The sequence below is a fragment of the Peribacillus sp. GL_122 genome (genome assembly GCF_057835005.1).
In genome coordinates this window covers 5,470,997-5,494,180 of the sequence record NZ_CM174415.1, presented here as the reverse complement: position 1 = coordinate 5,494,180, position 23,184 = coordinate 5,470,997, and the positions used below count along the sequence as shown (strand labels likewise).

The 23,184-nt window shown below is 39.1% G+C and carries 18 protein-coding genes and 1 pseudogene; 9 read left to right on the top strand and 10 right to left on the bottom strand.

From position 1 onward, the window contains the following. Positions 1-21: 21 nt before the first annotated feature. From AC3ISB_RS26785 to AC3ISB_RS26770, 4 genes are all read right to left on the bottom strand, one after another. Positions 22-180 carry a hypothetical protein gene (locus AC3ISB_RS26785; RefSeq protein WP_489275065.1) on the bottom strand — a complete coding sequence of 53 codons (159 nt, stop codon included), beginning with the start codon at positions 178-180 and terminating at the stop codon, positions 22-24. Next, positions 158-304 (bottom strand): hypothetical protein, encoded by a 147-nt coding sequence (locus AC3ISB_RS26780; RefSeq protein WP_489275063.1) that lies wholly within the window; start codon positions 302-304, stop codon positions 158-160. The genes AC3ISB_RS26785 and AC3ISB_RS26780 overlap by 23 nt, the downstream gene beginning before the upstream one ends. A 385-nt stretch (positions 305-689) precedes the next feature. Beyond that, positions 690-815: a hypothetical protein gene (locus tag AC3ISB_RS26775; RefSeq protein ID WP_489275062.1), complete on the bottom strand. Its 126-nt coding sequence runs from the start codon at positions 813-815 to the stop codon at positions 690-692. A 121-nt stretch (positions 816-936) separates the two neighbouring features. Then, positions 937-2,361: an alkaline phosphatase gene (locus tag AC3ISB_RS26770; protein WP_489275060.1), complete on the bottom strand. Its 1,425-nt coding sequence runs from the start codon at positions 2,359-2,361 to the stop codon at positions 937-939. Between the two features lie 242 nt (positions 2,362-2,603). Here AC3ISB_RS26770 and secA point away from each other — a divergent pair, with 242 nt between their 5' ends. From secA to AC3ISB_RS26750, 4 genes are all read left to right on the top strand, one after another. Continuing rightward, positions 2,604-4,988 carry a preprotein translocase subunit SecA gene (secA, locus tag AC3ISB_RS26765; RefSeq protein ID WP_489275058.1) on the top strand — a complete coding sequence of 795 codons (2,385 nt, stop codon included), beginning with the start codon at positions 2,604-2,606 and terminating at the stop codon, positions 4,986-4,988. Continuing rightward, positions 4,985-5,446: an SLAP domain-containing protein gene (locus AC3ISB_RS26760; RefSeq protein WP_489275056.1), complete on the top strand. Its 462-nt coding sequence runs from the start codon at positions 4,985-4,987 to the stop codon at positions 5,444-5,446. Before secA ends, AC3ISB_RS26760 begins: the two co-directional genes overlap by 4 nt. Next, positions 5,431-5,616 (top strand): hypothetical protein, encoded by a 186-nt coding sequence (locus AC3ISB_RS26755; RefSeq protein ID WP_489275055.1) that lies wholly within the window; start codon positions 5,431-5,433, stop codon positions 5,614-5,616. Before AC3ISB_RS26760 ends, AC3ISB_RS26755 begins: the two co-directional genes overlap by 16 nt. 72 nt (positions 5,617-5,688) lie before the next feature. Next, entirely contained in the window at positions 5,689-7,476 is a 1,788-nt protein-coding gene (locus tag AC3ISB_RS26750; RefSeq protein ID WP_489275053.1) for an LTA synthase family protein, read from the top strand. A 20-nt stretch (positions 7,477-7,496) separates the two neighbouring features. On the opposite strand, the gene AC3ISB_RS26745 is transcribed toward AC3ISB_RS26750, so the two are convergent. The 4 genes from AC3ISB_RS26745 to tagD all read right to left on the bottom strand — a co-directional run bounded on the left by AC3ISB_RS26745 (position 7,497) and on the right by tagD (position 11,600). Continuing rightward, the gene (locus AC3ISB_RS26745) at positions 7,497-8,423 is read right to left on the bottom strand and encodes an LCP family glycopolymer transferase (protein WP_098371609.1); all 927 of its coding nucleotides are present in this window, start codon (positions 8,421-8,423) and stop codon (positions 7,497-7,499) included. Between the two features lie 289 nt (positions 8,424-8,712). Beyond that, complete coding sequence (locus tag AC3ISB_RS26740; RefSeq protein WP_141992773.1) at positions 8,713-9,753, bottom strand: C40 family peptidase; 1,041 nt, start codon at positions 9,751-9,753, stop codon at positions 8,713-8,715. A gap of 292 nt (positions 9,754-10,045) precedes the next feature. Further along, complete coding sequence (locus tag AC3ISB_RS26735) at positions 10,046-11,209, bottom strand: CDP-glycerol glycerophosphotransferase family protein (RefSeq protein WP_181762195.1); 1,164 nt, start codon at positions 11,207-11,209, stop codon at positions 10,046-10,048. Next, positions 11,202-11,600: a glycerol-3-phosphate cytidylyltransferase gene (tagD, locus tag AC3ISB_RS26730; protein WP_057278149.1), complete on the bottom strand. Its 399-nt coding sequence runs from the start codon at positions 11,598-11,600 to the stop codon at positions 11,202-11,204. Before tagD ends, AC3ISB_RS26735 begins: the two co-directional genes overlap by 8 nt. Before the next feature lie 897 nt (positions 11,601-12,497). On the opposite strand from tagD, the gene AC3ISB_RS26725 reads away from it, so the two are divergent. From AC3ISB_RS26725 to tagH, 5 genes and pseudogenes are all read left to right on the top strand, one after another. After that, positions 12,498-15,827, top strand: a complete 3,330-nt coding sequence (locus tag AC3ISB_RS26725; RefSeq protein WP_489275052.1) for a CDP-glycerol glycerophosphotransferase family protein — start codon at positions 12,498-12,500, stop codon at positions 15,825-15,827. Between the two features lie 101 nt (positions 15,828-15,928). Further along, positions 15,929-17,467, top strand: a complete 1,539-nt coding sequence (locus AC3ISB_RS26720; RefSeq protein ID WP_489275051.1) for a glycosyltransferase family 2 protein — start codon at positions 15,929-15,931, stop codon at positions 17,465-17,467. A 139-nt stretch (positions 17,468-17,606) separates the two neighbouring features. Next, positions 17,607-18,812: pseudogene (locus AC3ISB_RS26715) on the top strand (CDP-glycerol glycerophosphotransferase family protein); the annotation flags it as partial. 3 nt (positions 18,813-18,815) lie between these two features. After that, positions 18,816-19,613 carry an ABC transporter permease gene (locus AC3ISB_RS26710; protein ID WP_098371603.1) on the top strand — a complete coding sequence of 266 codons (798 nt, stop codon included), beginning with the start codon at positions 18,816-18,818 and terminating at the stop codon, positions 19,611-19,613. Positions 19,614-19,630: 17 nt separating this feature from the next. Continuing rightward, positions 19,631-20,428: a teichoic acids export ABC transporter ATP-binding subunit TagH gene (gene tagH, locus AC3ISB_RS26705; RefSeq protein WP_098371602.1), complete on the top strand. Its 798-nt coding sequence runs from the start codon at positions 19,631-19,633 to the stop codon at positions 20,426-20,428. 37 nt (positions 20,429-20,465) lie between these two features. Here the strand turns inward: tagH and AC3ISB_RS26700 are convergent, their stop codons facing one another. Beyond that, complete coding sequence (locus AC3ISB_RS26700) at positions 20,466-21,632, bottom strand: glycosyltransferase family 4 protein (RefSeq protein ID WP_489275049.1); 1,167 nt, start codon at positions 21,630-21,632, stop codon at positions 20,466-20,468. Between the two features lie 21 nt (positions 21,633-21,653). Then, on the bottom strand, positions 21,654-23,180 hold the full coding sequence (gene murJ, locus AC3ISB_RS26695; protein ID WP_480339290.1) for a murein biosynthesis integral membrane protein MurJ: 1,527 nt from the start codon (positions 23,178-23,180) through the stop codon (positions 21,654-21,656). Between the last annotated feature and the right edge of the window lie 4 nt (positions 23,181-23,184).

The following is a 23,184-nucleotide window of genomic DNA, read 5'->3' as shown; positions in this document are numbered from 1 at the left end:
CGTCAATTATGGCGTCTTTTTTTATAAATGGTATTTAGATTCTTCATCAATTTCACGAGTAAAAGGCGCAATTTCACGAGTAAAAGGAGCAAACTCACGAGTAAAAGGCGCAAATTCACGAGTAAATGCGCCAAACTCACGAGTAAAAGCGTAAAATTCACGAGTAAAGCGCAAATTCACGAGTAAATGCGCCAAACTCACGAGTAAAAGGCACAAACTCACGAGTAAACGCGCCAAACTCACGAGTAAATGCGCCAAACTCACGAGTAAATGCGCCAAACTCACGAGTAAAGCGCAAACTCACGAGTAAAAGGCCCAAACTCACGAGTAAAAGGCCCAAACTCACGAGTAAAGCACAAACTCACGAGTAAAAGGAGCAAACTCACGAGTAAACGCGCCAAACTCACGAGTAAAAGGCACAAACTCACGAGTAAATGCGCCAAACTCACGAGTAAAGCGCAAACTCACGAGTAAAAGGAGCAAACTCACGAGTATAGCGCAATTTCACGAGTAAAAGGAGCAAACTCACGAGTAAAAGGCACAAACTCACGAGTAAACGCGCCAAACTCACGAGTAAATGCGCCAAACTCACGAGTAAAGCGCAAACTCACGAGTAAAGCGCAAACTCACGAGTAAAGGGCACAAACTCACGAGTAAAGGGCACAAAATCACGAGTAAATGCGCCAAACTCACGAGTAAAGCGCAATTTCACGAGTAAAAGGCGCAAACTCACGAGTAAAGGGCACAAAATCACGAGTAAATGCGCCAAACTCACGAGTAAAGCACAAACTCACAAGTAAACGCGCCAAACTCACGAGTAAATGCCCCAAAACTTCGGAGAATGCCCCAAAACTTTGTTTTAACGACCTCAATAGAAATGTATACGGAAAAAATCCAGTTAATTTAGATAGAATTTTAAAAGAGGACTGAATGTATTCATTCCTCTTTTGTTTTATGTTGACCGGGTGTGAACGGAACACCGGCGGCTTTTGAGATGATTTTCGAAATATCCGTATTTTCAAGGACTCCATCGAAGGCTTCACTGCCTGGACCCGAGGCGAAAATGGGAATCATATTGGCTGTGTGCCCTCCTGTGGAACTGGCCGCCCGTATGCTTCGATCAGCTACACCCGCCTTATGATGCCTGGCGATAGTGCTTCCGATTTCCCAATCGATTTGATGTTGTGGATAGACAAGCGTTCTATTCTTTCTTACGTTATCGATGAATTGATCGACTTCCTGATCCGTAAGGGATATATGTGCATACTTCTTGAATGTGGAAACGACACTTTCTGGATTGATTTCATTATTTTTATCGAATGTAAGTTGTTTGGACATATATTCAGATGAAACCCTGATTTTTTTCAATGCAGTGATATCCATTGTTTCAGAAGCGGAGATCCCCATTGTTTCGTGGTCTGCAAGTACAACAATCAATGTATCATTTCGATTTTTTGCCCAATTTACAACCTCTTTCACGGTTTGGTCAAATTCGATCGTTTCTTTCCATATTCCAGTGATATCGGCTGCATGCTCCATATGGTCAATACGCGCACCTTCAGCCATCAAGAAGAATCCTTTATCACCCCTTGATAAAATATCCATCGCTTTGGATGTCATTTCGGGCAGGGATGGCTCTTGAGAATGTAATACTTCTTTATCCAGTTTAAAATTCATATAGGTAGGGTGAAATAACCCTAAAAGTTTTTCCGGTTTATTAATGGAGCTAAGTTCTTCTTTCGTCGTCGTAATCCCATAGCCAGCTTGTTTAAATTTAGCGCTTAAATCCTCGCCATTCTGCTTATCCGCCTCGAAATAGTTGGCACCTCCGCCGAGAATGACGTCGATGCGGTTATCAAATAGCTGCCTAGCGATATTCGCGCCACCTGTCCAGCGGTTAGGAACACTTGCACCAAAGGCAGCGGGTGTAGCATCGACTACCATATTGGTTGAGATGATTCCTACTTTTTTTCCATTGCTCTGAAACGCATCCAATATACTATCCACCTCGGAACCATTGGCATCGACACCGATAGATTCATTGTTGGTTTTTATACCAGTGGCAATCGCGGACCCTCCTGCTGCAGAGTCAGTGACGAAATTATTGGCGGAATACGTACGCATCAGGGCAACATGCTCCAGTTGTTCCAAATGTAGAACACCTGTCTTTCCATATTCCAATTGCCGGGCAATTTCTATGGCCCCTACCCCCATGCCGTCGCCAATCAGCAATATGACATTCTTGGGGGTGTTTTTTGTCTCTGCTTGAATAGGGGAGCTCATGTAAATAAAGCAAAATATAAGAACGAATAATCCGAAGAGATGCGGCTGTGCAAGTTTATGAATGAAATTCTTATTCATCTGTAATCCTCCATTGGGTGAAAGTCTTTCTATTATTTGTTTAAATCGATAAAAAAACCCCTCCCTGATATTCAGGATGGAGCTAATCTTTTTAGCGCTTTTAATGGAAGGGCATCCAGCCGCTTTATACGTAATTTATCTTTCAAAAAAAGAAAGAATTTCTATGATAATTAATAAACAGTAAATATTTAACTGATATAATTTAACTAAAGTTCAATTGAATTAATAGGAGAGAAAACCCTATGCTATCCAGTATGAAAAAGTTCTTCAAAGAAGGTTCTAAAGACTTAAAGAGAATTTATAAGTTGGTAGAAGATGTGAATCGGCTAGAGGGTAAATATGAAAGTTATTCAGATCTGGAATTAAGCGGAATGAAGGATAGATTTAAAAGCGTATTGGATGCTGGTGACAATATATTGGATATACAAGCCGAAGCTTTTGCGGTCGTGAGGGAGGCTTCTAAACGAGTATTGAATCTTAGGCACCATGATGTTCAGCTTGCAGGCGGTTTTGTCCTGAGTGAAGGGGGCATCGCACAAATGAATACGGGCGAGGGGAAGACGCTTGTCTCTACTTTGCCTAGCTATTTACATGCACTGTACGGTAATGGTGTCCATATTATTACGGCCAATGAATATTTGGCCAGACGTGATATGGAGTTAATGGGACAAATTCATGAATTTCTAGGGTTGACGGTTGGTTTGAATATTTCCCAAATGGGGCCTTCCGCAAAACGTGAAGCGTATGCGGCAGATATCACGTATGGAACGGCAACAGAGTTCGGTTTTGATTATTTGCGTGATAATATGGTTTACCGAAGAGAAGAAAAGGTTCAGAGAGGACACCGATTTGCCATCGTCGATGAGATTGACAGCATCTTGATTGATGAAGCGAGGACACCATTAATCATTGCGGGCAGGGCAAGCGACGGAACCGAGCTTCACCAGATCACGGCGCAAATCATGAAGACATTTATAGAAAATGATGATTACGAGATTTTCAGCGATTCAAGGTCTGCCTTTTTTACGGATCAAGGGGCTTCAAAGATTGAAGAGGCCTTTGGTATCGACAATCTGTATGGAATGGAACATCAAGAGTTATTACATAATGTTACACAGGCGCTAAAAGCCCATGCAATCATGAAATTGGATGTGGACTACATTGTCATCGATGGTAAGGTTGCAATCATCGATAAATTCACAGGAAGGGTGATGGAAGGGCGAAGCTTCAGTGATGGGCTTCATCAAGCGATTGAGGCAAAAGAAGGCTTGGAGATTTCTGAAGAGAATGAAACACAGGCCATGATTACCGTCCAAAATTATTTTCGATTATATCATTCAATGTCTGGGATGACAGGCAGTGCAATGCCATCAAAGTCTGAATTCCAGGAAATATATCAGCTCCCCGTCATTGAAATTCCAACGAATGAGCCCATCATTCGAGTTGATGAGGTTGATTTGATTTATAAAGATGAAACCAGCAAAATCAACAAAATCGTCACGGAAGTAAAACGGATTCATGATGGAGGCAGACCTATTCTGATCGGGACGACCTCCATTGAGCAATCTGAAAAAATTTCGTTTCAACTAGAGAAGGGGAAAATTAAACATCAAATCCTTAATGCGAAGACGGAAGAGGATGAAGCGGAAATCATTGCGAATGCCGGGCAAAAAAATCAAGTGATGCTGGCTACGAACATGGCTGGGAGAGGAACGGATATATTACTTGCGAATGATGTCAAGGAATTGGGCGGCCTTCATATTATTGGTACGGAGCGACACGAAAGCCGTCGGATCGATATGCAGCTAAGAGGACGTTCCGGCCGGCAGGGTGATCCTGGTTCAACACAATTCATCATTTCTTTGGAAGATGATTTGTTTGATTACTATGATGAAGAAGAAATCGGGCGTTATATCAAGAAAATCAAAACGGATGAAAATGGATTGGTGCTGAGCCCTGCACCCGATAAATTCGTAAAAATGGTTCAGGAAACAGTAGAGCAGATGCATCAATCAAGCCGTTACCATTTATTGAAGTTAGAACATGCATTAAATGAGCAGAGTAAAATCATCTATGCAATGAGAGATCGGATACTTGATATGGAGCCTGGACGGATGTCGGCCATTTTACTTGAATATATCGAAAAATACATTACTCGGCTTACAGTGAAATATTACCCTGAACATATGGTGGAACCTGATCCCTCTGCCTATATTGAAGAGCTTTCCTTTGTTTTCCCGTCGTTAGGTTGGCAGGCAAGTGATTTTCAGGATTTAGAAGGCCAAATTGAAGGAAAAGCGTTGGATGCTTTAAGTGAATTGGAATCGAGGCTGAGGCTGATGATCTTTCAAAACGATGCAGAATGGGGAAACCAGTTGCGTGCTTTCATGCTGCAGCATATTGATACAAATTGGATGAACCATTTAGATGAAATGAACAGTGTGAAGGAAGGCATTGGTTTAAGCGGATATGGTCAGCAGGACCCATATACACTGTTTGAAAAAGCGGCTCTCAGTCAATTCAACCTTCTATTAAGTAAAATTGAGTCGGAGATAAGCATCCGTTTTATGGAATATATGAAAAGCAATCAGAAAGATGCAGCTGCTTTGGAGGGTGAGGAACGATGAGTTTATTTGGAAAAAGGGATAATGCAGCTTCAGATGTACATGTGTTATTAAATCAGGATGACACCATTCATACTGCCCTGATGTTTCACAAAGGGTGGGAAATTTCCAAGCAAGAGGAATATGTATATAAATTCCACCATCAAAGGCTGCCTGCATTAAAACCGAACCAAATTTCAATATCCGGCATCAAGCTGACCAGGGTGGAAGATGATGTAATCATAGTGGCTTTTCTACGAAATTCAATAGAGAAAGCTGTCAGGTTTGATATCGTGGATTTACTGTTAGTTGATGGAGATGGGAAATTCCTCGCAAAAAAGACATTCGATCTTACAGAGCTTGGCGAGATTCCAGCACTTTCAAGCATGCCATGGCGTTTCTTATTCGAGGAAGGAGATTTGTTGGCGGAATCGATTCCTGATGAAGGTTGGAAGATTGCTTTTGAATGGAAGAGGAAGTAGGAAAACAACCGCATGATCTGGCGGCAACCGGCAGCTTTTTGCCGGAGTGCCAAAGCAAAGCCCTCATCCTTTTAGTGATGAAGGCTATTTGTTTATTAGGGAAGTCATTAGTGCCAAATATTTATGCCGTTTTCTGTGTGCATTTTCTCATAAATGGCAACGCTAAGTAATATTTATAAGTAATCTTCCGCAATCAGGCTTAACTAAGGCTTGGAAATAATGAAGAGGAAAGTGGCAGGAGCATGAAGAATAACCTGAATCAACGATTGAAGGAGAGGCTATTTGAGATATTGTCATTTTCAATCGTCGCCATACTTTTCATTTATACGAATGATAGGATGGGTAACGATCTTTCTATTGGGATCATTACGATAATCATCGGTGTTGCCGGTTTTATTGTCTATCTGAAGGAATGGATAACGAGTCGAATCGTAAAGGGCATCATTTTTTCAGTTTTCCTTCTTTCGATCATGCTCTTTTTCCTTGGGGACATCTGGTTTTATCGTTATTATTCGACACCTATAACGTCCTATATGTGGATGCAAAAAAGCAATCTGAATGGGCTAGGTGAAAGTATATTCAGTATGGTGGAAATGAAGGATGCAATCTTTCTTCTGTTAGGCATTCCAATTGCTGAATCATTTGTGAAGAAAAAATACCCCCTCAAGCATATGGCTCTAGTGCCGGCCGTAATATTCCTGATGATAGCAGGATTAAAGCCGGTCAAGAATATCCTTATCGACAAAGTAGATATAACCCGGCGTTATGAAGCGAATACCTTCTTGCGAAACTGGGGTCCTATCGGTCATCACGCATTGGATACGTATGCCTATTTTACTGACTCGGGAAGGCATGGAATGTCCTCGGAAGAAAAGAAGGCCGTTTCTGATTACTTCAATAAAAAGAAAAGAAAGGAAAATGTCCATTCCGGATCCTTGGAGGGGAAGAATCTCATTATCATCCAGGTGGAATCTTTACAGGCGTTTCCGCTATTTCAAAGTAGTGCCGGGCAGGAGGTCACGCCATTCATGAATGAACTGGCGAAAGGGGGGGTGTACTTCCCGCATGTATATCCACAGACGGTATTTGGAAATTCATCTGACGGAGAGCTTATCGTGAATACCGGACTATTTCCTTTAAAGCAAGGTGCGACCTTTTTTCGATTCCCTTATAATGATTTTCCGGGCCTTGCTAAGGAATTGAAGAAGTCGGATTATCAAAGTTTTGCTTTTCATGGAGATGAAGAAGACTTTTGGAATAGGCAGCATGCATATCCCTCGCTAGGGTTTGATGACTATCTTTCCATAGAGGATATGCAGCAGGATGAGATGATTTCGATGGGGTTGGGAGACCGCAGTTTCTTCAATCAAAGCTATGATTTCTTAAAAGATAAACGAAATCCCTATTACGCCTTTTTCGTTACTCTGACCAGCCATGTACCTTTTTCACTACCGAATGAACAGATAACATTGAAGCCTGAAGTTGGAAAAGAGAACAGTTACCTGACCAAATATTTTGAAGCCATTCATTATACAGATTCCGCCATCGGGGATTTCATAAAGAAGTTGAAGGATGACGGGAAATTGAAAGACAGCGTGATTGTCATATACGGAGATCATGATGGCCTATTTTTAAAAGATAAACAAGAGGTTGAAGCGTATTATGGCAGTAAAATTAGCGATGAAGAGTGGATTGAAAAATATATGCCCATTCCCGTGATTATTTATCAGGAGGATATGGAAGGAAGAACGATTGATAAGGTAGCGGGCCAAATCGATATTCTACCAACTCTATATGATCTGTTCAATATTAAGAGTTCTTCATACTTTGGAGAGAGCATGCTGAATGGCCAAGAGGGTGATGCTTTGGTATTGAAAGGGGATTATGGTTCTCAAATGAAAATAAATGGGGAAGGCAAGGTCGATGGATTTTCACCTGTAGACCAAAAGGAGATCGATCTGAGTGATCAAGTGATACGTTCCGATTACTTTAAACAAATTGGAAAAAAGGTAAAAAAAGAGGATGACTGATAAAAGCCATCCTCCATTCATTATAATCCCAGATGTGCTTTCACACGATTTTGGGCTTCAAGCTTTGTATCTTCTGGAACGATGTTGTACCAAACGCCATTTACCCGTTGATTGTCACCTTCGAGTGTATATTGTTCAATATTTTTGAGGGATGATTTGTAGTTATTTTGGATACTTAACATTTCATTGAAACTTAAATTGGTTTCCACGTTTTTACCTAGAGCTTCGAATATATCGTCATAATTGGTAAGTGTTGATAGGCTTGACCCTTTTTTCATGACAGCTTGGATAACCTGGCGTTGACGCATTTGCCGTCCATAATCCCCGCGGGGATCTTCTTTACGGATTCGGGAATAAATCAAGGCCTCTTTACCATTTAAGTCGATCGTGCCTTTGTTGAAGGTATATCCTTTATAGGCAAGGTCCATATCATTATCGACTGTGACACCACCAACGGCATTCACAATATCCTGAAAGCCTTCCATATTCATTTTGACATAATAATCAATCGGAATATCCAAATAGGCTTCCACTGTATTTATCGACATGGCAACTCCGCCATATGCATAGGCATGGTTCATTTTATCAGTTGTACCTTTACCGATGATCTCTGTACGCGTATCTCTCGGTAAACTCAATAACTCAATCGATTCCTTTTTAGGATTAACCGTCATGACGATCATCGTATCTGATCGACCTGAGTCATTTTTTCTTTCATCCACACCAAGAATTAGTAATGAAAATGGATCTTTGCTTTTGAACTTGATGTCCTCTACCCGCTTATCCGTTTTATGGGCTGTACCCTGCATGGTGCTGATCGCACCGGCTAATGATTGATAAACTGAAGCGCCATAAACACCTGCGCCAATGAAAAGGATAAGAAGGGTGAAGCCGATTATTTTAAACGTTTTACGTTTCTTTTTCTTTTTTTTATGTTCGGATCTCATTTAATATTCCTCCCTTAACCATCCCACAAAATGGAAGGTGTGAAAAAGTACCTAGTCGGTATTTTTAACTATACCTTTTTTTTGTCAAAAATAGAATAGTTTCTTTTTGTACTTAGAGTGCATATTTTCCTTTTTTTATCCAAAAAAACGAAGGATTCTAGAGAAACCGAATTCCTTCGTTGGCAAATCATTCGAATGTTTCGTAAATTGTATAACCCAGAGATAAAGAAACTATGATTCTTTTACATGAAATTGCCAGACTTTAATAGGAAAGTCTGGCAAGAAAATCTTATAAACTTCTATAACCGATGATTTTACTTTTGAAATAAGAGTTTGAAGTAGCACTGATAGTTACTCCCTTACTTGATGAGGCATGAATGAATTCCCCGCCGCCCAAGTAGATTCCCATATGGCTTACCACTGATTTATTGGAACCAGTTGCAAAGAAGATAAGATCGCCGCTTTTCGGTGAAGTAACTTTTTTACCCATATCATAATATGTGGAAGATGAAAGCCTGGGAACTTCATACCCAGCCTTCTTGAACGTATAGTAAATAAATCCGCTGCAATCGAAGCCTGATGGGGAGGCACCCGCCCACGAATAGGGTGTACCAATTAATTTCTTTGCTTCGGAAACGAGCTTGGCCACTTTGTTCCCCGAACTTGGGGCTTCCACTTTTCCAACATCGTTATTATCTGCAGGGGCAGTGCTTGCCGATTTACTTAATTTTAGTTTTTGACCCACTCTAATTAAATCGGACTTTAACGAGTTGATTGATTTAAGCTGGGCTACGGTCAAGTTGGTTTTTCTGGAAATATTGGAAAGAGTGTCACCTTTTACCACTATGTATGTAGACGAATTGGCTGGGGTCTGAGTCACATTGGATGGTTTGGAGCTGCCGGGTAAATCAATGGTAGTAGTGGTGGTTGATTTGGATACGATAAGTTTGGCGCCTGCATAAATTCTATCGGATTTTAAGTTATTCATTTTCATCAATTCAGCAAGTGTAAGGTTATGCTTGTTTGCTATCCTGGTTAAGGTATCACCTGGAACAATGGTATATGTGGTTTTCTTTGTTTTCTTCACGGAAACAGAAGAAGCATTTGATGTTGTTGTGGAGTTGGGTGTAATTAATTTCTGATTGATTCTCAAAAAGTCTGATTTTAAGTTATTAAGCTGTTTTAAGTCTTTTACCGTCGTATTATGCTTCTGGGCGATTTTACTTAAGTTATCACCGCTTTTGACTGTATATGTACCGGCAAGGGCAGGAGAAACAAAAGTCGAAGATAAAATGGCTAATGTCGAAAATGCGACAACACTTTTTTTCACGGTTTTCCACCTCTAATATGTCTTTTTCCCTATTCTAACAAATTAAACGGGAATAACCATATTACATTTTTGTTACAAGGGGGAAATAGTAGTATTTCCCTGGTTTATATTGGTGGGGTTTGAGTATTGTAATCTACAATATTTTCTATATTGTGAGTCTTTTTTCACATTGTTGAGCTTCCTGTTTTCGATTGTCATTTGCTGTAAAAATCCCCCTGTTTTTAGGGTGTGCCTACATCGAGGGGTTATTGAAAAAAATGAAAACCCACTTCGTTTTACGAAGTGGGCGGTTTTATTTAAAAAGGAAATCAACTAAATCCCTGCTTGAATTTCCCGTGGAGTATTCATTCCATTTTTGGTTAAAGGAAGCGATCTTCATTAATGAATGATCGGCGGTACGTATTTCCCTTAAGATCTCTTCCGTGGTAGATACCACGGGTCCGGGCATGGAAGAAGAGTAATCCTCCCAGAATCCCCGTTCCTGCACATACTTTTCTAAGTCATATGCAAAGAATATCATGGGTCTTCCCAAAAAAGAGAATTCAAATGGTATCGATGAGTAATCGGTAATTAAAAGATCCGTACTGATCAGCAGTTGATTAACGTGAAATTCACTATTTACAGGGTAAATGAATCCCGGGAATTTATCTTGTAAATCATGCTCTGCTTTTACAGCTGGATGCAGTTTTAGTAATAACGCATAATTTTCGCCCTGAAGTTCCTTGTAGAGCAATTCCAAATCAAGTGCAATCTCTCCGTTGTTCAAGCCGTCATTACGAAATGTAGGGGCATATAACATGATTTTCTTATGCTCAAGTTCTGGATACTTGGCCAGCAAAGCATTACGGGCAATTCTTTTTGATTCATCATTAAAAAAGAAATCGGTCCGAGGTATTCCGGTCCTTAGGATATGGGATGCCGGTAGTTGAAAACTTTCCTGATAAATACCGGCCATTATCTCTGAACCTGCCGTAACATAGTCAAATTTTTTATATACCTCCAAAAATCTTTTCCTTGCACCGGCTGAACGGTTTTGAATGGAAGGGTCTTTTGCCCCGAATTGCTTCACGGCCCCTGCCGCATGCCACACTTGAACACATGTCACTTGCTTTTTGAATGCAATAGCTGAAAGAAAGCCAAAATAATTATCGATGATAATCCATTTTGATGTAGCCAGATGATAAATCGATCGGATCATGGCAATGATATTTTTTGATTCAAACGGAAGGACGATGGTTTCCCCATCGTCCTTAACTTGTATAGAACTGCTCGATTTCATTAAAAAAACTTTTTGAACGGAAATGTCCTGCTTGTCCATTTCATCTGCGATATATTGGCAATTGTCCCCGAATGATGTGACAAAGGTCGTTTTGTCATATAAAGGGAAAAGCTTAAAGATAGAGAATAAAATTTTGAAACAAAAAAGATAAATCCCTATCGCGAATTCTTTAGCCATTAGTAACTTGTAAAAGGTCATCTTTAATTTGGGAAGTCGAAATGCCGATTGTTCTTGGAAGGTAGACCACTTCACAAACTTCGGATAATTCATCGAATTGGCCTTTCCAGTCATCACCCATTACAAAAATATCTACACCCTCACGTACGATGTCTTCCCTCTTTTGTTCCCAATTGTCTTCCGGTATAACTTCATCCACATAACGGATTGATTCAAGGATCATTTTTCTGTTTTCAAAGCTATGATAAGCTTTTTTATCTTTTAAAGCATTGAATTCATCCGTTGAAATGGCAACGATCAGATAATCTCCTAAATCTTTAGCGCGTTTTAATAGATTGATATGGCCCCAATGAAGCAAATCAAAGGTTCCGTAAGTGATTACTTTCTTCATTTTTATTCCTCCTTTAAGACTCTTAAACTGTTATTCAATCAAATTAATATATATTTGGTCTATTAGAATATGAAATGGAACAATAAAACAGGCAGCCAGCATTTCAATTCTGCTTGTTTTATTCCTATATTTTTTTTGGCAATGACATTCTCTAACTAATTATAACTTAATAGCTTTACAAATAAACCACAATTTTTTTACAAATAAACCACAATTTTTTACATTGATGATTATTGTTAATATAATTTTTTAAGCTAAAATAAAATGTTGACTAATTTGTCTTACTCAGCAGGGCATAATAAAGTATCTATAGAAATGCATGATTTATAATGAAAGGCATTTAAAAATAAGTTCATCAAATTACTTTAAGTAAGCTGATGAACGATAACGATATGATAAGAAAAATTTCATTATTCTTGCTGCAATCAGAATAAGCCATTCACAATTTTACCACGTTTAGGAGAGAACAACTAGAGGAGCATCATAAATCCCTGTTAATAGATGGGTCATATATAGGCCACAATCTATCGCTTCACATTTAATAGCCCGATTAATGAAGTGCAAGTATAAACAGTCGGCCTGTTTTGAAAGCGTTCACTTTGATGTCAAGAGACTTCTTTGCAATTAAGAAACATGTTTTTGCTATTCCCTTTCCATTCTGGCAACATGGAAGGACGTACATATTTACGAAATGTTTTTAGTTTTAGTATGTTCGTTTTCAACATTGAACTAACCAATATTGTCTTTTTTGTTTATTGGAGGAATTATAGGTAATTTATGGTAGGTTTACCTGTCTGTTTAATGATATTGAGGAAAAACCGAAAAAAGTTTATGATTTTAAAGTACAATAAATGATTCATTTTTATTTAAATAATAATTTGTTATAGGTGGTCTAAAATGATTAAAAAGCTTCTTGGAAAAGGGAAAGCAAAAAAAGCTCCTAAAATTAAGCTAAAACAAGTTCTGACCATTGCGCAAGAGGAAGATACGCTGTTGATAAAAGGGAGATTTTCAATAGAACATTATTGCGCAAAAGAACTATGGCTATATTCTAGGGAAAACGAAGATCAAAAAATAAAAATTGCTGAATCAGTGAGCTCATCTAAATTTGAGTTTAAAGTAGATATGAAAGATTTAATGCGGAAATTGGAAGATGATGAACCGACTGTATATGACTGTTATATAAAGGTTACCGTTCCGGTTGAAAAGCTGAGCAAAAAAACGATACTTAGTATTGAACATAAAGCTGAATATGTAGATGTGAACGAACAGGTTCATATCGAATATCCAATTCGCCTCGGGCGTTTTCAGGAAACGTACGTGAACAATTTGAGTATTTACACCTATGAAAATAAACAAAGTATATTTTCTATAACGAATAAAGGGAATTTATCTCTTTACTTCAATATGGCCCCTAAAATTTCGATTAAGTCTCAAATTGAAAAAATCCAAAACAAGTCGAAAACCATGCAAATTAATGGTCAAATTTTCACCAAGCATTCAAGAATCATAAAAGGTGAGGGACTTGTAAGAGGAAGGCAAAGTGGCAAAGAATATCAGGCAGATATATCTTTTATTCATAATGAGGAAATGAATATTAAGAAATATGGACTGAATCGTTATCTATATGATTTGATATTGGATCTAGAACGATTAGTCAGTGCGGATTTGGAAGATGATGTATATGACATTTACATGAAACTACATTTACATGATCAGGAAGAGCCGAAAATGGTACGCGTCGGAAGACCAACCACCAGAACTAAATTATTTACTAAAAAGACTGATGTCAGCTCGAATGATGGAGTTGCTATCGTCAATCCTTACTATACCTTTAAAGCATCCAATTTATCTTTGGAAGTGTTTAACTTCTCTACAGATAGTTATCGGTATTTAAAAAGGATGATGGGGTGGAGGAGATTCCTGACTTTATTTAAAAAGAAAAAGGATGTCTGGCTAGTTGGAGAAAGAACGTATAAAGCCCAGGATACTGGATATCACTTTTTTAAATATATGAGGGAAAATCATCCAGAAAAAGAAGTGTATTATGTAATAGAAGAAAATTCCGTGGAAGCCAAGAACGTCGAGCCCTTTGGAAATGTACTTTATTTCAAGTCAAAGGATCATATTAAAAAGACGATGGAATCGACACGTATCATTTCATCACATCACCCGGATTATTTATATCCTTTAAGGACATCTGAATTTAAAAATCGTGTTAAGGGGGTTAAGGTTTTCCTTCAACATGGTGTTATGGGCACGAAGAATATGGTGGCAAACTACGGGAAAAATGCAGTTTCCGGTTTTAGTACGGATGTTTTTCTAGTAAGTTCAGACTTCGAAAAGGATATGATTGTAACTGATTTTGGTTACAACGAAAAAGAAGTATTCGCGACGGGACTTTCGAGGTTCGACTCGCTGTTTAAGGATGATGTTTCAACACAGAGGCAATTATTGATCATTCCAACATGGAGAGATTGGATTACTTCCGATGAAATATTTTTGGAAAGCGAGTATTTTGAAAGGTATCAGAAATTAGTGAATCACCCGGTATTACATGATTTATCTAAAAACAATGGGTTTGAAATCATTTTTTGCCTTCACCCTAATATGCAGAAATTCACGTCTTATTTTAAGGATGCCCCAGTTAGGGTAATTAGCCAGGGTGAAGTGGATGTCCAAAGGTTAATCAAGGAAAGTGCGATAATGATTACGGACTATTCAAGTGTAGCTTTTGACTTTAGTTTCCTGCATAAACCGGTTATCTACTATCAATTTGATAGAGACCGTTTCATAGGAAAAAGACCGTCACATTTGGATTTGGATAACGATCTTCCAGGTGAAATCGTTGATGAATTGGATGAATTGTTAGGTGTATTAGCCGAATATGCCAATACTGATTTTGTCATGAAGAGGAAGTATATGGACAAGGCCAACCGTTTTATTAAATATCGCGATGTCCATTCTAATTCAAGGATATTCGAAGTGATTCAAAATGCAGAAAAAGATCAAAATTCACTAACTAAATTATATAACCATCCGATATCCAAACTCATTTTGAATCGGTTTAGGAAAAGTGATAAATATTTCCCTGTCATGAAAAAAGTTTATAAAATCATGTCCAGGGTTATCCCGGTTGACCGGAACCTTATTCTTTTTGAGAGTGGGATAGGGAAGCAATTCGCCGATAGCCCCAAGTATATTTATGAAGAACTGGTCAAAAGGGATAATAAATATAAAAAAGTTTGGGTGTATAATGGTAATTTACCGATAAAAGGAAAGAATACGAAGCTGATAAAACGCTTAAGTCCGGAATACTATTATTATTTAGCCAAAGCAGGTTATTGGATAAATAATCAAAACTTCCCTACCTATTTAAGCAAAAGGAAGGAAACGACTTATATTCAGACTTGGCATGGTACCCCATTGAAAAAAATGCTATTTGATATAGATAATATTCAAGGAAGAGACGATGGGTACTTAGATCGAGTGCATGGTGCAACGAGAACTTGGGATTATTTAATATCACCAAGTCCATACGCATCCAAGGCCTTCAGAAGCGCTTTCAAATATGAAGGCGAAATATTGGAAACGGGATATCCAAGAAATGATTTGTTTTACAGGGAGGATTCTTCAATAATTTCCAAGTCAGTGATGGAAAAACTGAAGATACCAAAAGGAAAAAAAGTCATCTTATATGCTCCTACATTCCGGGATAATCAAACTTCGAAAAATAATAAATTTGTTTTCGAGCTGAAATTTGATTTGGAAAGAATGAAGGAAGAACTTGGGGATGAATATATCCTGTTGTTAAGGATGCATGTTGTTATAAGTAATAATCTCAGCATCCCAAGCGAATTTGAGGATTTCGTGATAAATGTATCCAATTATTCAGATATTCAGGAACTTTACCTGATTTCTGATATATTGATTACGGATTATTCTTCAGTAATGTTCGATTTTGCTAATACTGCTCGGCCGATTTTGTATTACACGTATGATTTGGAAGATTACCGAGATAACATCCGCGGATTCTATATGGATTTTGAAAAGGAAGCACCAGGTCCATTTTTAAAAACAACTGAGGAGATTATCGAAACTATTACCAATATTGATGATATAAACATGCAATATAAAGAAAGATATGGTTTATTTAGAGAGAAGTATTGTGGAATAGAGGATGGTAAAGCTACCCAGAGAATCGTGGATAAATTTTTTAATGATTGATTCCTAAAATAAAGGGTATTGTTGCTTAAGTAACTGGTGAATTTGGCTGCCTGGTCGAAACGTCTATGTTACCTCTAGACATAAAAGGAGAGAGGAATCGTATGAATTTCTTGGTACGTCAAAAAGCGAGGGAACTTTTAAAAAGCGGTAATATTCAATTAAAAAATAGTCCTGAAAGCTTAAGAAATAAATTTTTAGGAAAAGGAAAAAAAGTCACAGTAGTCACTGCTGCATATAATGCTGAAAAATTCATCAGAAAAACGATTGAATCAGTGATCAATCAAACCATGGGCATAGATCAGATTGAATATATCATCATTGATGATTGTTCGACTGATGGCACAAATAAAATCATTCAAGAGTATACGGCTAAATATAAAAATATCTGTTCCGTTACCCTTCAAGAAAATAATGGGTCACCTGGGACCCCGAGAAACATAGGAATAGAATTGGGAACATCCAAATATATCACTTTTTTAGACGCGGATGACTGGCTTGCCCATGATGGACTGGAAAGCCTCTATAACATACTGGAGGAAACCGGTGATGATTATGTAGTGGGCAAAACGGTAAAAGTCGAATCTGAGTCAGAGAGTGTGATCGGGGAGTTTGCTTCCATTAAAGAAAGAAGAAGCATCACCCCAATGGATGTTCCGCACTTTTTTTATCATATGGGTCCAACGGCCAGGATGATGAATCTGCATATGGTTAAAGAAAATGAAATTGGTTTTCCGAATATGAAATTCGGTGAAGATAAATGGTTTTTTACTGATGTTTTCTTTAAAGTTAGAGCTGTATCAACTACTAAAAAACCTATTTATTATGTCAATAGAACTTCGGAAAACTCATCTTCTTTAACACGTGTTACGAATATGTTAGACAAAAGAAAAGCGGATGTTGGCATAATAAAGTATATTCAATCCAAGGATATTGCCATTGAATTGAAAAGGGTGGCTCTTAACCGGATTTATGAGTACGATATTGTAAAAACGTTCGACAGTCAAACCTTTGTGAAATCCAAGAAAAAAGAAGATTTTATTGAAATATTAGGGGAAGCCGTCGAAACTGCGAAAAACTTGTCATATGACTTCAAGAATGAATTTAAAGTACCTATTTATAAATTAGCACTTGAATTATTCATGGAGGATCGTATTGATGATTTCATAAAGTTGTTTGAATGGTTAAAGCGAGATTCCAATAAAAAATATCATATAAAAGATGGTTTACCTTATTATGAACTTCCATTTCTGGAAGATGAATATCGCTTTGTCAGGATACCGATGCTTGCCCGTGCACTGGATTCTTATATTATGGATAATGCCTACCACCAAAGTTTTGAGATTTATGGTGATGATATAGACAACATAGATTCTGTATTGATACGTGATAGGACAAGATTTGACAATGAAATCAATTGCGGAGTTCAAATAGAAGGTAATAGAGGCCATTTCACTGTTTCATTAGATGAAATTGATAAAATGGAAAAGTCGTTATTTACGGTGTTCATTCGCTACAATGATTATCAATTGGTGAATATTAAAAGAATCCTGAAAAATAAGATGACATATAATAAGAAAAATGTGGAGTTTTATACAACAGTGGCAAATAATTTGGGACTGGCAATAAAGTCTTTGGAGTAGCTGTTAGAAGTACACCAAAAATAAGCTCTCCCTTCTATTGGGCGAGCTTATTTTTAATTCGATTTATTAGCATGGTTCCATTATCATTAATCAATAAAAAGGGAGATCGGATATGTCAAATGAAAAAATACAAACCTCAAAGAGACCTTCCTTTCTATCGCTAGTTAAAAATAAGGCTAAAGCAATTTTTTTAAGAGGATATAAAGTGGCTTTTGCAATGGCGGGCACAGTATTGCCGGTAGACCGGAAGCTGGTTATTTTTGAGAGCTTTTTGGGCAAGCAGTATAGCTGCAATCCCCGGGCGATTTATGAATACTTGCAGAGTCACCATCCTGAATATAAAATGTATTGGAGCGTAGATAAAAGATATACAGCTCATTTCGAAGAGGCAGGCATCCCATATCTCAATCGTTTTTCGTTTAGTTGGCTGCTCAAAATGACAAGGGCCCATTATTGGGTAACGAACAGCAGGCTCCCGCTTTGGATTCCGAAGCCAAAGCACACGATCTATTTGCAAACGTGGCATGGTACTCCATTAAAGAAACTTGCGGCGGATATGAATGAAGTTCATATGCCTGGAACAACGACGGATAAATATAAAGAAAATTTCCATGCCGAATCAAGTAAATGGGATTATTTAATTTCACCGAATGCTTATTCCAGTGAAATTTTTGCCCGGGCCTTCAATGTCGATACTTCTAAAATTCTGGAAACCGGTTATCCTCGTAATGATATACTTTACAATGGGAATAATCGTGATACAATCGACTCATTGAAACAGAAGTTGGGTATACCAATAGAGAAAAGGATCGTTTTATATGCCCCGACTTGGAGGGACGATGAGTTTTATAGCAAGGGAAAATATAAGTTTGAAATAAAACTGGATCTGGATCGAATGAAACGGGAATTGGGGGAGGAGTATGTCATTTTGCTCCGTCTTCATTATTTGGTTTCAGAGAACTTGGATTTATCGGCGTATCAAGGATTCGCCTATGATTTATCCAGTTACGAGGATATCAGTCATTTGTATCTTATTTCGGATTTATTAATAACTGATTATTCATCCGTGTTCTTTGATTACGCAAATTTACGGCGTCCGATGCTTTTCTATGTATATGATATTGAAAATTACAGGGACAAGCTTCGCGGGTTTTACTTTGATTTTGAAAAGAATGCACCTGGTTTATTAGTCAAAACATCTGATGCGGTCATTGATAGTATCAAGACGATGAAATACGAAAATACCAATGATATCAATCATTTTCACGCGCGGTTTTGTGCACTCGAGGATGGCCAGGCTTCACGCCGTGTCGTAGAAAAAGTGTTTTTAGGAAGGTCTGTGTAATTTATGAGTTCAGCTTTGACCGTTTTAAAAGAACAAATCAATAGTTTTTATTTGGTAAGGCGTTTATCTGTTTATGAAGTGAAAAGTGCCAACAGCAATAACTACCTGGGAATCCTATGGGAAATCATCAATCCGATGATACAGATTGCGATTTATTGGTTTGTATTCGGCTTTATAATCTTAAATCGCGGTGAAAATTTCCTTCCATGGCTAATGGCAGGGATCGTTGTCTGGTTTTTTGTGAACCCTTCAATAACCCAAACGTCCAAATCCGTCTTTTCCCGACTGAATATGGTATCCAAGATGAGCTTTCCGATGAGTGTCATCCCTTCGTATGTCATCTTTGCCAAGTTGTATCAGCATTTAATGCTGCTGGGAGTCATCATCATCCTATTAGGTTTTACTGGATACCTCCCAACAGTCTATATCTTGCAACTGCCGTATTATATTGTTGCAACGGTCTTGCTGTTATTTTCGTTTGGGTTAATCTCTTCAACATTATCAACCATTATTCGTGACGTTCATAATATAATCGTGTCCTTAATGAAAGTCTTGTTTTATTTAACACCAATCCTTTGGGTATTGGATGCTAAGGACCATCCTGTTCTAGTCAATATCATGAAGCTGAATCCACTATATTATATTGTGGATGGGTATCGAGCTTCATTGTTGGGGGAATCATGGTATCTAATAGAGCATTGGGAATATACGCTTTATTTCTGGGCAGTCGTTATCATCTTGTTTTTGATAGGTTCCTCGCTGCATGTCAGGTTTAGAGATCGCTTTGTTGACTTTAAGTAAACTGGAAGTGAGAAAAGTTGGAAAAATCGGTAATAGTCAAAGATATAACGAAAAAATATAAATTATATAATAAAAACTCGGAAAAATTATTGGATCTCCTTTTGCCCAAAAGCTATGGAGAAGAGTATTTTGCTCTGAGAAATGTAAGTTTTGAAGCTGAAAAAGGCGATGTAATAGGATTTGTCGGGGTCAACGGATCAGGGAAATCCACATTGTCCAATATTATTGCAGGCATTATCCCGCCCACGGACGGAAATGTCCAAACCAACGGGAAAACGGCTTTGATTGCCGTTGCATCGGGACTGAATAATCAGTTGACGGGCAGAGAAAACATCGAACTGAAAATGCTGATGCTCGGATTCGACAAAAATCAGATCAAAGAACTTGAGCCTGAGATCATCGAGTTTTCAGAGCTAGGCAAGTTCATTGACCAACCGGTGAAATCTTATTCAAGCGGCATGAAGTCCAGGCTTGGTTTTTCCATTTCCGTGCATATTGATCCAGATATCCTGATTATTGATGAAGCCTTATCAGTCGGGGATAAAAACTTTGCTGAAAAGTGTTTGGAGAAAATGAACGAATTTAAGGAAAAAGGCAAAACGATGTTCTTTGTCAGCCATTCAATCGGTCAGATGAAGAAATTTTGCCAAAAGGCTTTATGGCTTGAATATGGAGAGTTAAAGGCATACGGTGCCATGAACGAGGTAATGCCGCAATATGAAGCATTCTTAAAAGAATATAACGCCATGTCTAAACAAGAACAGAAAAAATACCGTGAAGAACAAATGAAAAGGCGTAGTTCCGCACTGGTATGAAAGTGAAAAGCAGACCCGGGCTTCGGGTCTGCTTTTTTTAGTTCAGCACTTCATCATAAGCTTTCTCAAACCGCTCGGCAGCTGAAAGGTGGGAGTATTCGCTTTCCATTTTATATCTTGCTTTCGCAGCTAACTTTGTTGCATAAGCAGTGTCTTTAAGCAGAATGGAGATGGCTTGTGCAAGTGCTTCCTTATTTTTTTCCTCCACTAACAAACCGTCTTCACCATCAATGAGAATCTCTTTTAAACCTCCAATTGCGCTTGCAATGACGGGTGAGCGGCAACTCATCGCTTCTAATGCAGAAATGGAAGTCGCTTCTTCCACCCCGTGGGAATGAACGCTTGGGATGAGTACGATGTCCGATGCTTCATAGAGATTATGCATTTTCTCGAACGGCACTGAACCCAGGAAAAGTACGGAATCAGATATTTGGAGCCTGGCTGCCGTTTCCTCAAGACGGCTTCGCTGTTCTCCTGTACCTGCATAGACCAATACCGTTTCATGATGATTTTCCAGCACCTCCGGCAGAGCAAGGAGCGGGTAGATGACACCGTTCTTTTCCGTCATTCTTCTCGGAACGAAAAGCATCTTTTTATGCAGGGGTATTTGAAAGTCCCGGCGAGTTTGCTCCCGCTTTGCCATTTCCGGTTTGAAAGCAGACACGTCAATGAAGTTCTTGATCGTATCCGCCTCTATATGTGCCAAATGATTTATATAGTCTTTGATCCTTTGATCGACCGTCACCACTTTTGCAGCTGACTGATAAGCTTTTCTTTCCAGCTCCCGAATGATCAAATCTTCTTCACTATCCGGAAGAAGGGCGCCCCTGCTGACTGCCTCGAATGAATAATACCCATGGACGGTTTGCACCGTTGGTATCCCGGATTCGATGGAGGCGAGCGTTGCGAAAATATCTTGAGCATTTATGACATCATAGTTCTTTTTCATGGCTTTAATAGATGAAGCCAATAATTTTTGGCGTTGCCGGTCATTGAAAAGCTGGCCGCTCCCCTGTTTTACTTTATTTAATAAAAATCCTGGAGCCTGGGCGAGCATCTTCCTCTTGAAAGGTGGTAATTGAGAGAAAGATAATATGTCCACATTATGGCCCCGCGACATTAAACCCTTTTTTAACGTAGTGATATGGCTCGATAGCCCTCCTTCATGAGGGTAGTTGAAAATCGTCGTGATTAAAATGTTCATAATGGCACTCCTTCTAATGTATTACTTTGATGATCTGATCCTTTTCATCGCTTGCAGGCTGCTTACTTTAAAAAGAATGGATAATGCGAGATATAATCCGAATACCAGAGACGAGATGATCACTAATTCCATGATGATGGGCAACGTCATGGTAAGCGGATGGATCCAGAGAGCGAGTCCGTAAATGATGATTCCGATGATGGCAAGCTTGCTGCTTTCCTGAAAAACATCCCTGAAAGCTGCCTTGTCCGTTCTTTCTGTCTTTAGCCATAGGTAGCCGAAAAGGTAGAGAGATTGCAGGAGCATGGAAATGCCTGATGCTAAAGCGATTCCGCCGACGCCGAGATAACGTGATAGGACCCAGCTGAGCAGGACGTTAAGTAATACGGCAATCAGGCAGGAATACATGGCCACTTTCGTTTTCTTCAAGGCGTAGAAGGCATTCATCAGATAATCCCGCAGTGCAAAGAACGGGAGGCAAGCGGAATAAAAGATGAATGCCCTATAAGTCACCTCGGTTGCTGAAGCATCGAAGGCCCCGCGTTGGAAAGCCAGAGTGATTAAGCTGTTTCCGCTGATTAACATGACGACCATGAACGGAATCGCTAAAAATAATAGCGATTTCAATCCCTTTAAGGTCAAATTAAGGAAAGATTGATAACCTATAAGTGCGCGCTCGACGATTGAAGGATACAATACGGTAATCAGCGGCGTGAGGACAATGCTTAATGGCAGCCACAGCAGGCGATTTGCATAGTTCAGTGCAGATACGCTCCCTGTTTCGAGCGAAGTCGCGATAATCCGATCGACGACACTATTCAACTGGATCGCCAAAGCGGCGATGATGATTGGATAAAAGGTGTACAGTGTTTGAACGATCTGCCTTTTATGAGGCAGGAAAGCGACGATGGGCCGGATTCCGTATTTCTTCAATGATGGGTATTGAATAAGGAACTGGCTTGCTGCACCGAATACAAACCCCCAAGCCAATCCTTCAATCCCAAACGGAGCAGCGAACAATACAGTGGCTGCAATAATGACCGTGTTTTGTGCAGTTGAAGTGAGTGCCGGCAGAATAAAACGCTTATTCGCATTCAGGACCCCCGTCGCCATGTATGAAAGCGTGAAAAATAGTAAACTTGGCAGCATGATCCGGGTCAGTGACTCCGTCAGGGCAAGCTCGGAATCAGAGAAACCCGGGGCTGTCAACATGACGAGCGGCTTTATGAAAATCATGCAGGCAATGGTCAAGACTCCAGCTACCAGCATGAAGAAAGAGCCTAAAACACTGATGAATTCATCAGCTTTCAACGGATTGTCCGCTTTCTTTTCCAAGTAAATAGGAATAACGCCGGCCTGAAGACCGCTGCCGAGAGCCGTAAAAAGAATGGTTGGTATGAGGCTTGCCACGAAAAAAACATCTGCCATAGATGATGCCCCGAAATAGGCGGCTATGATCGATTCCCGCCCGAATCCGAGGACTTTTCCAATGGCTGCAATAATGGTGACGAGCCCGACCGATTTAATGACATGTGAAAGAGTAGGCATATTT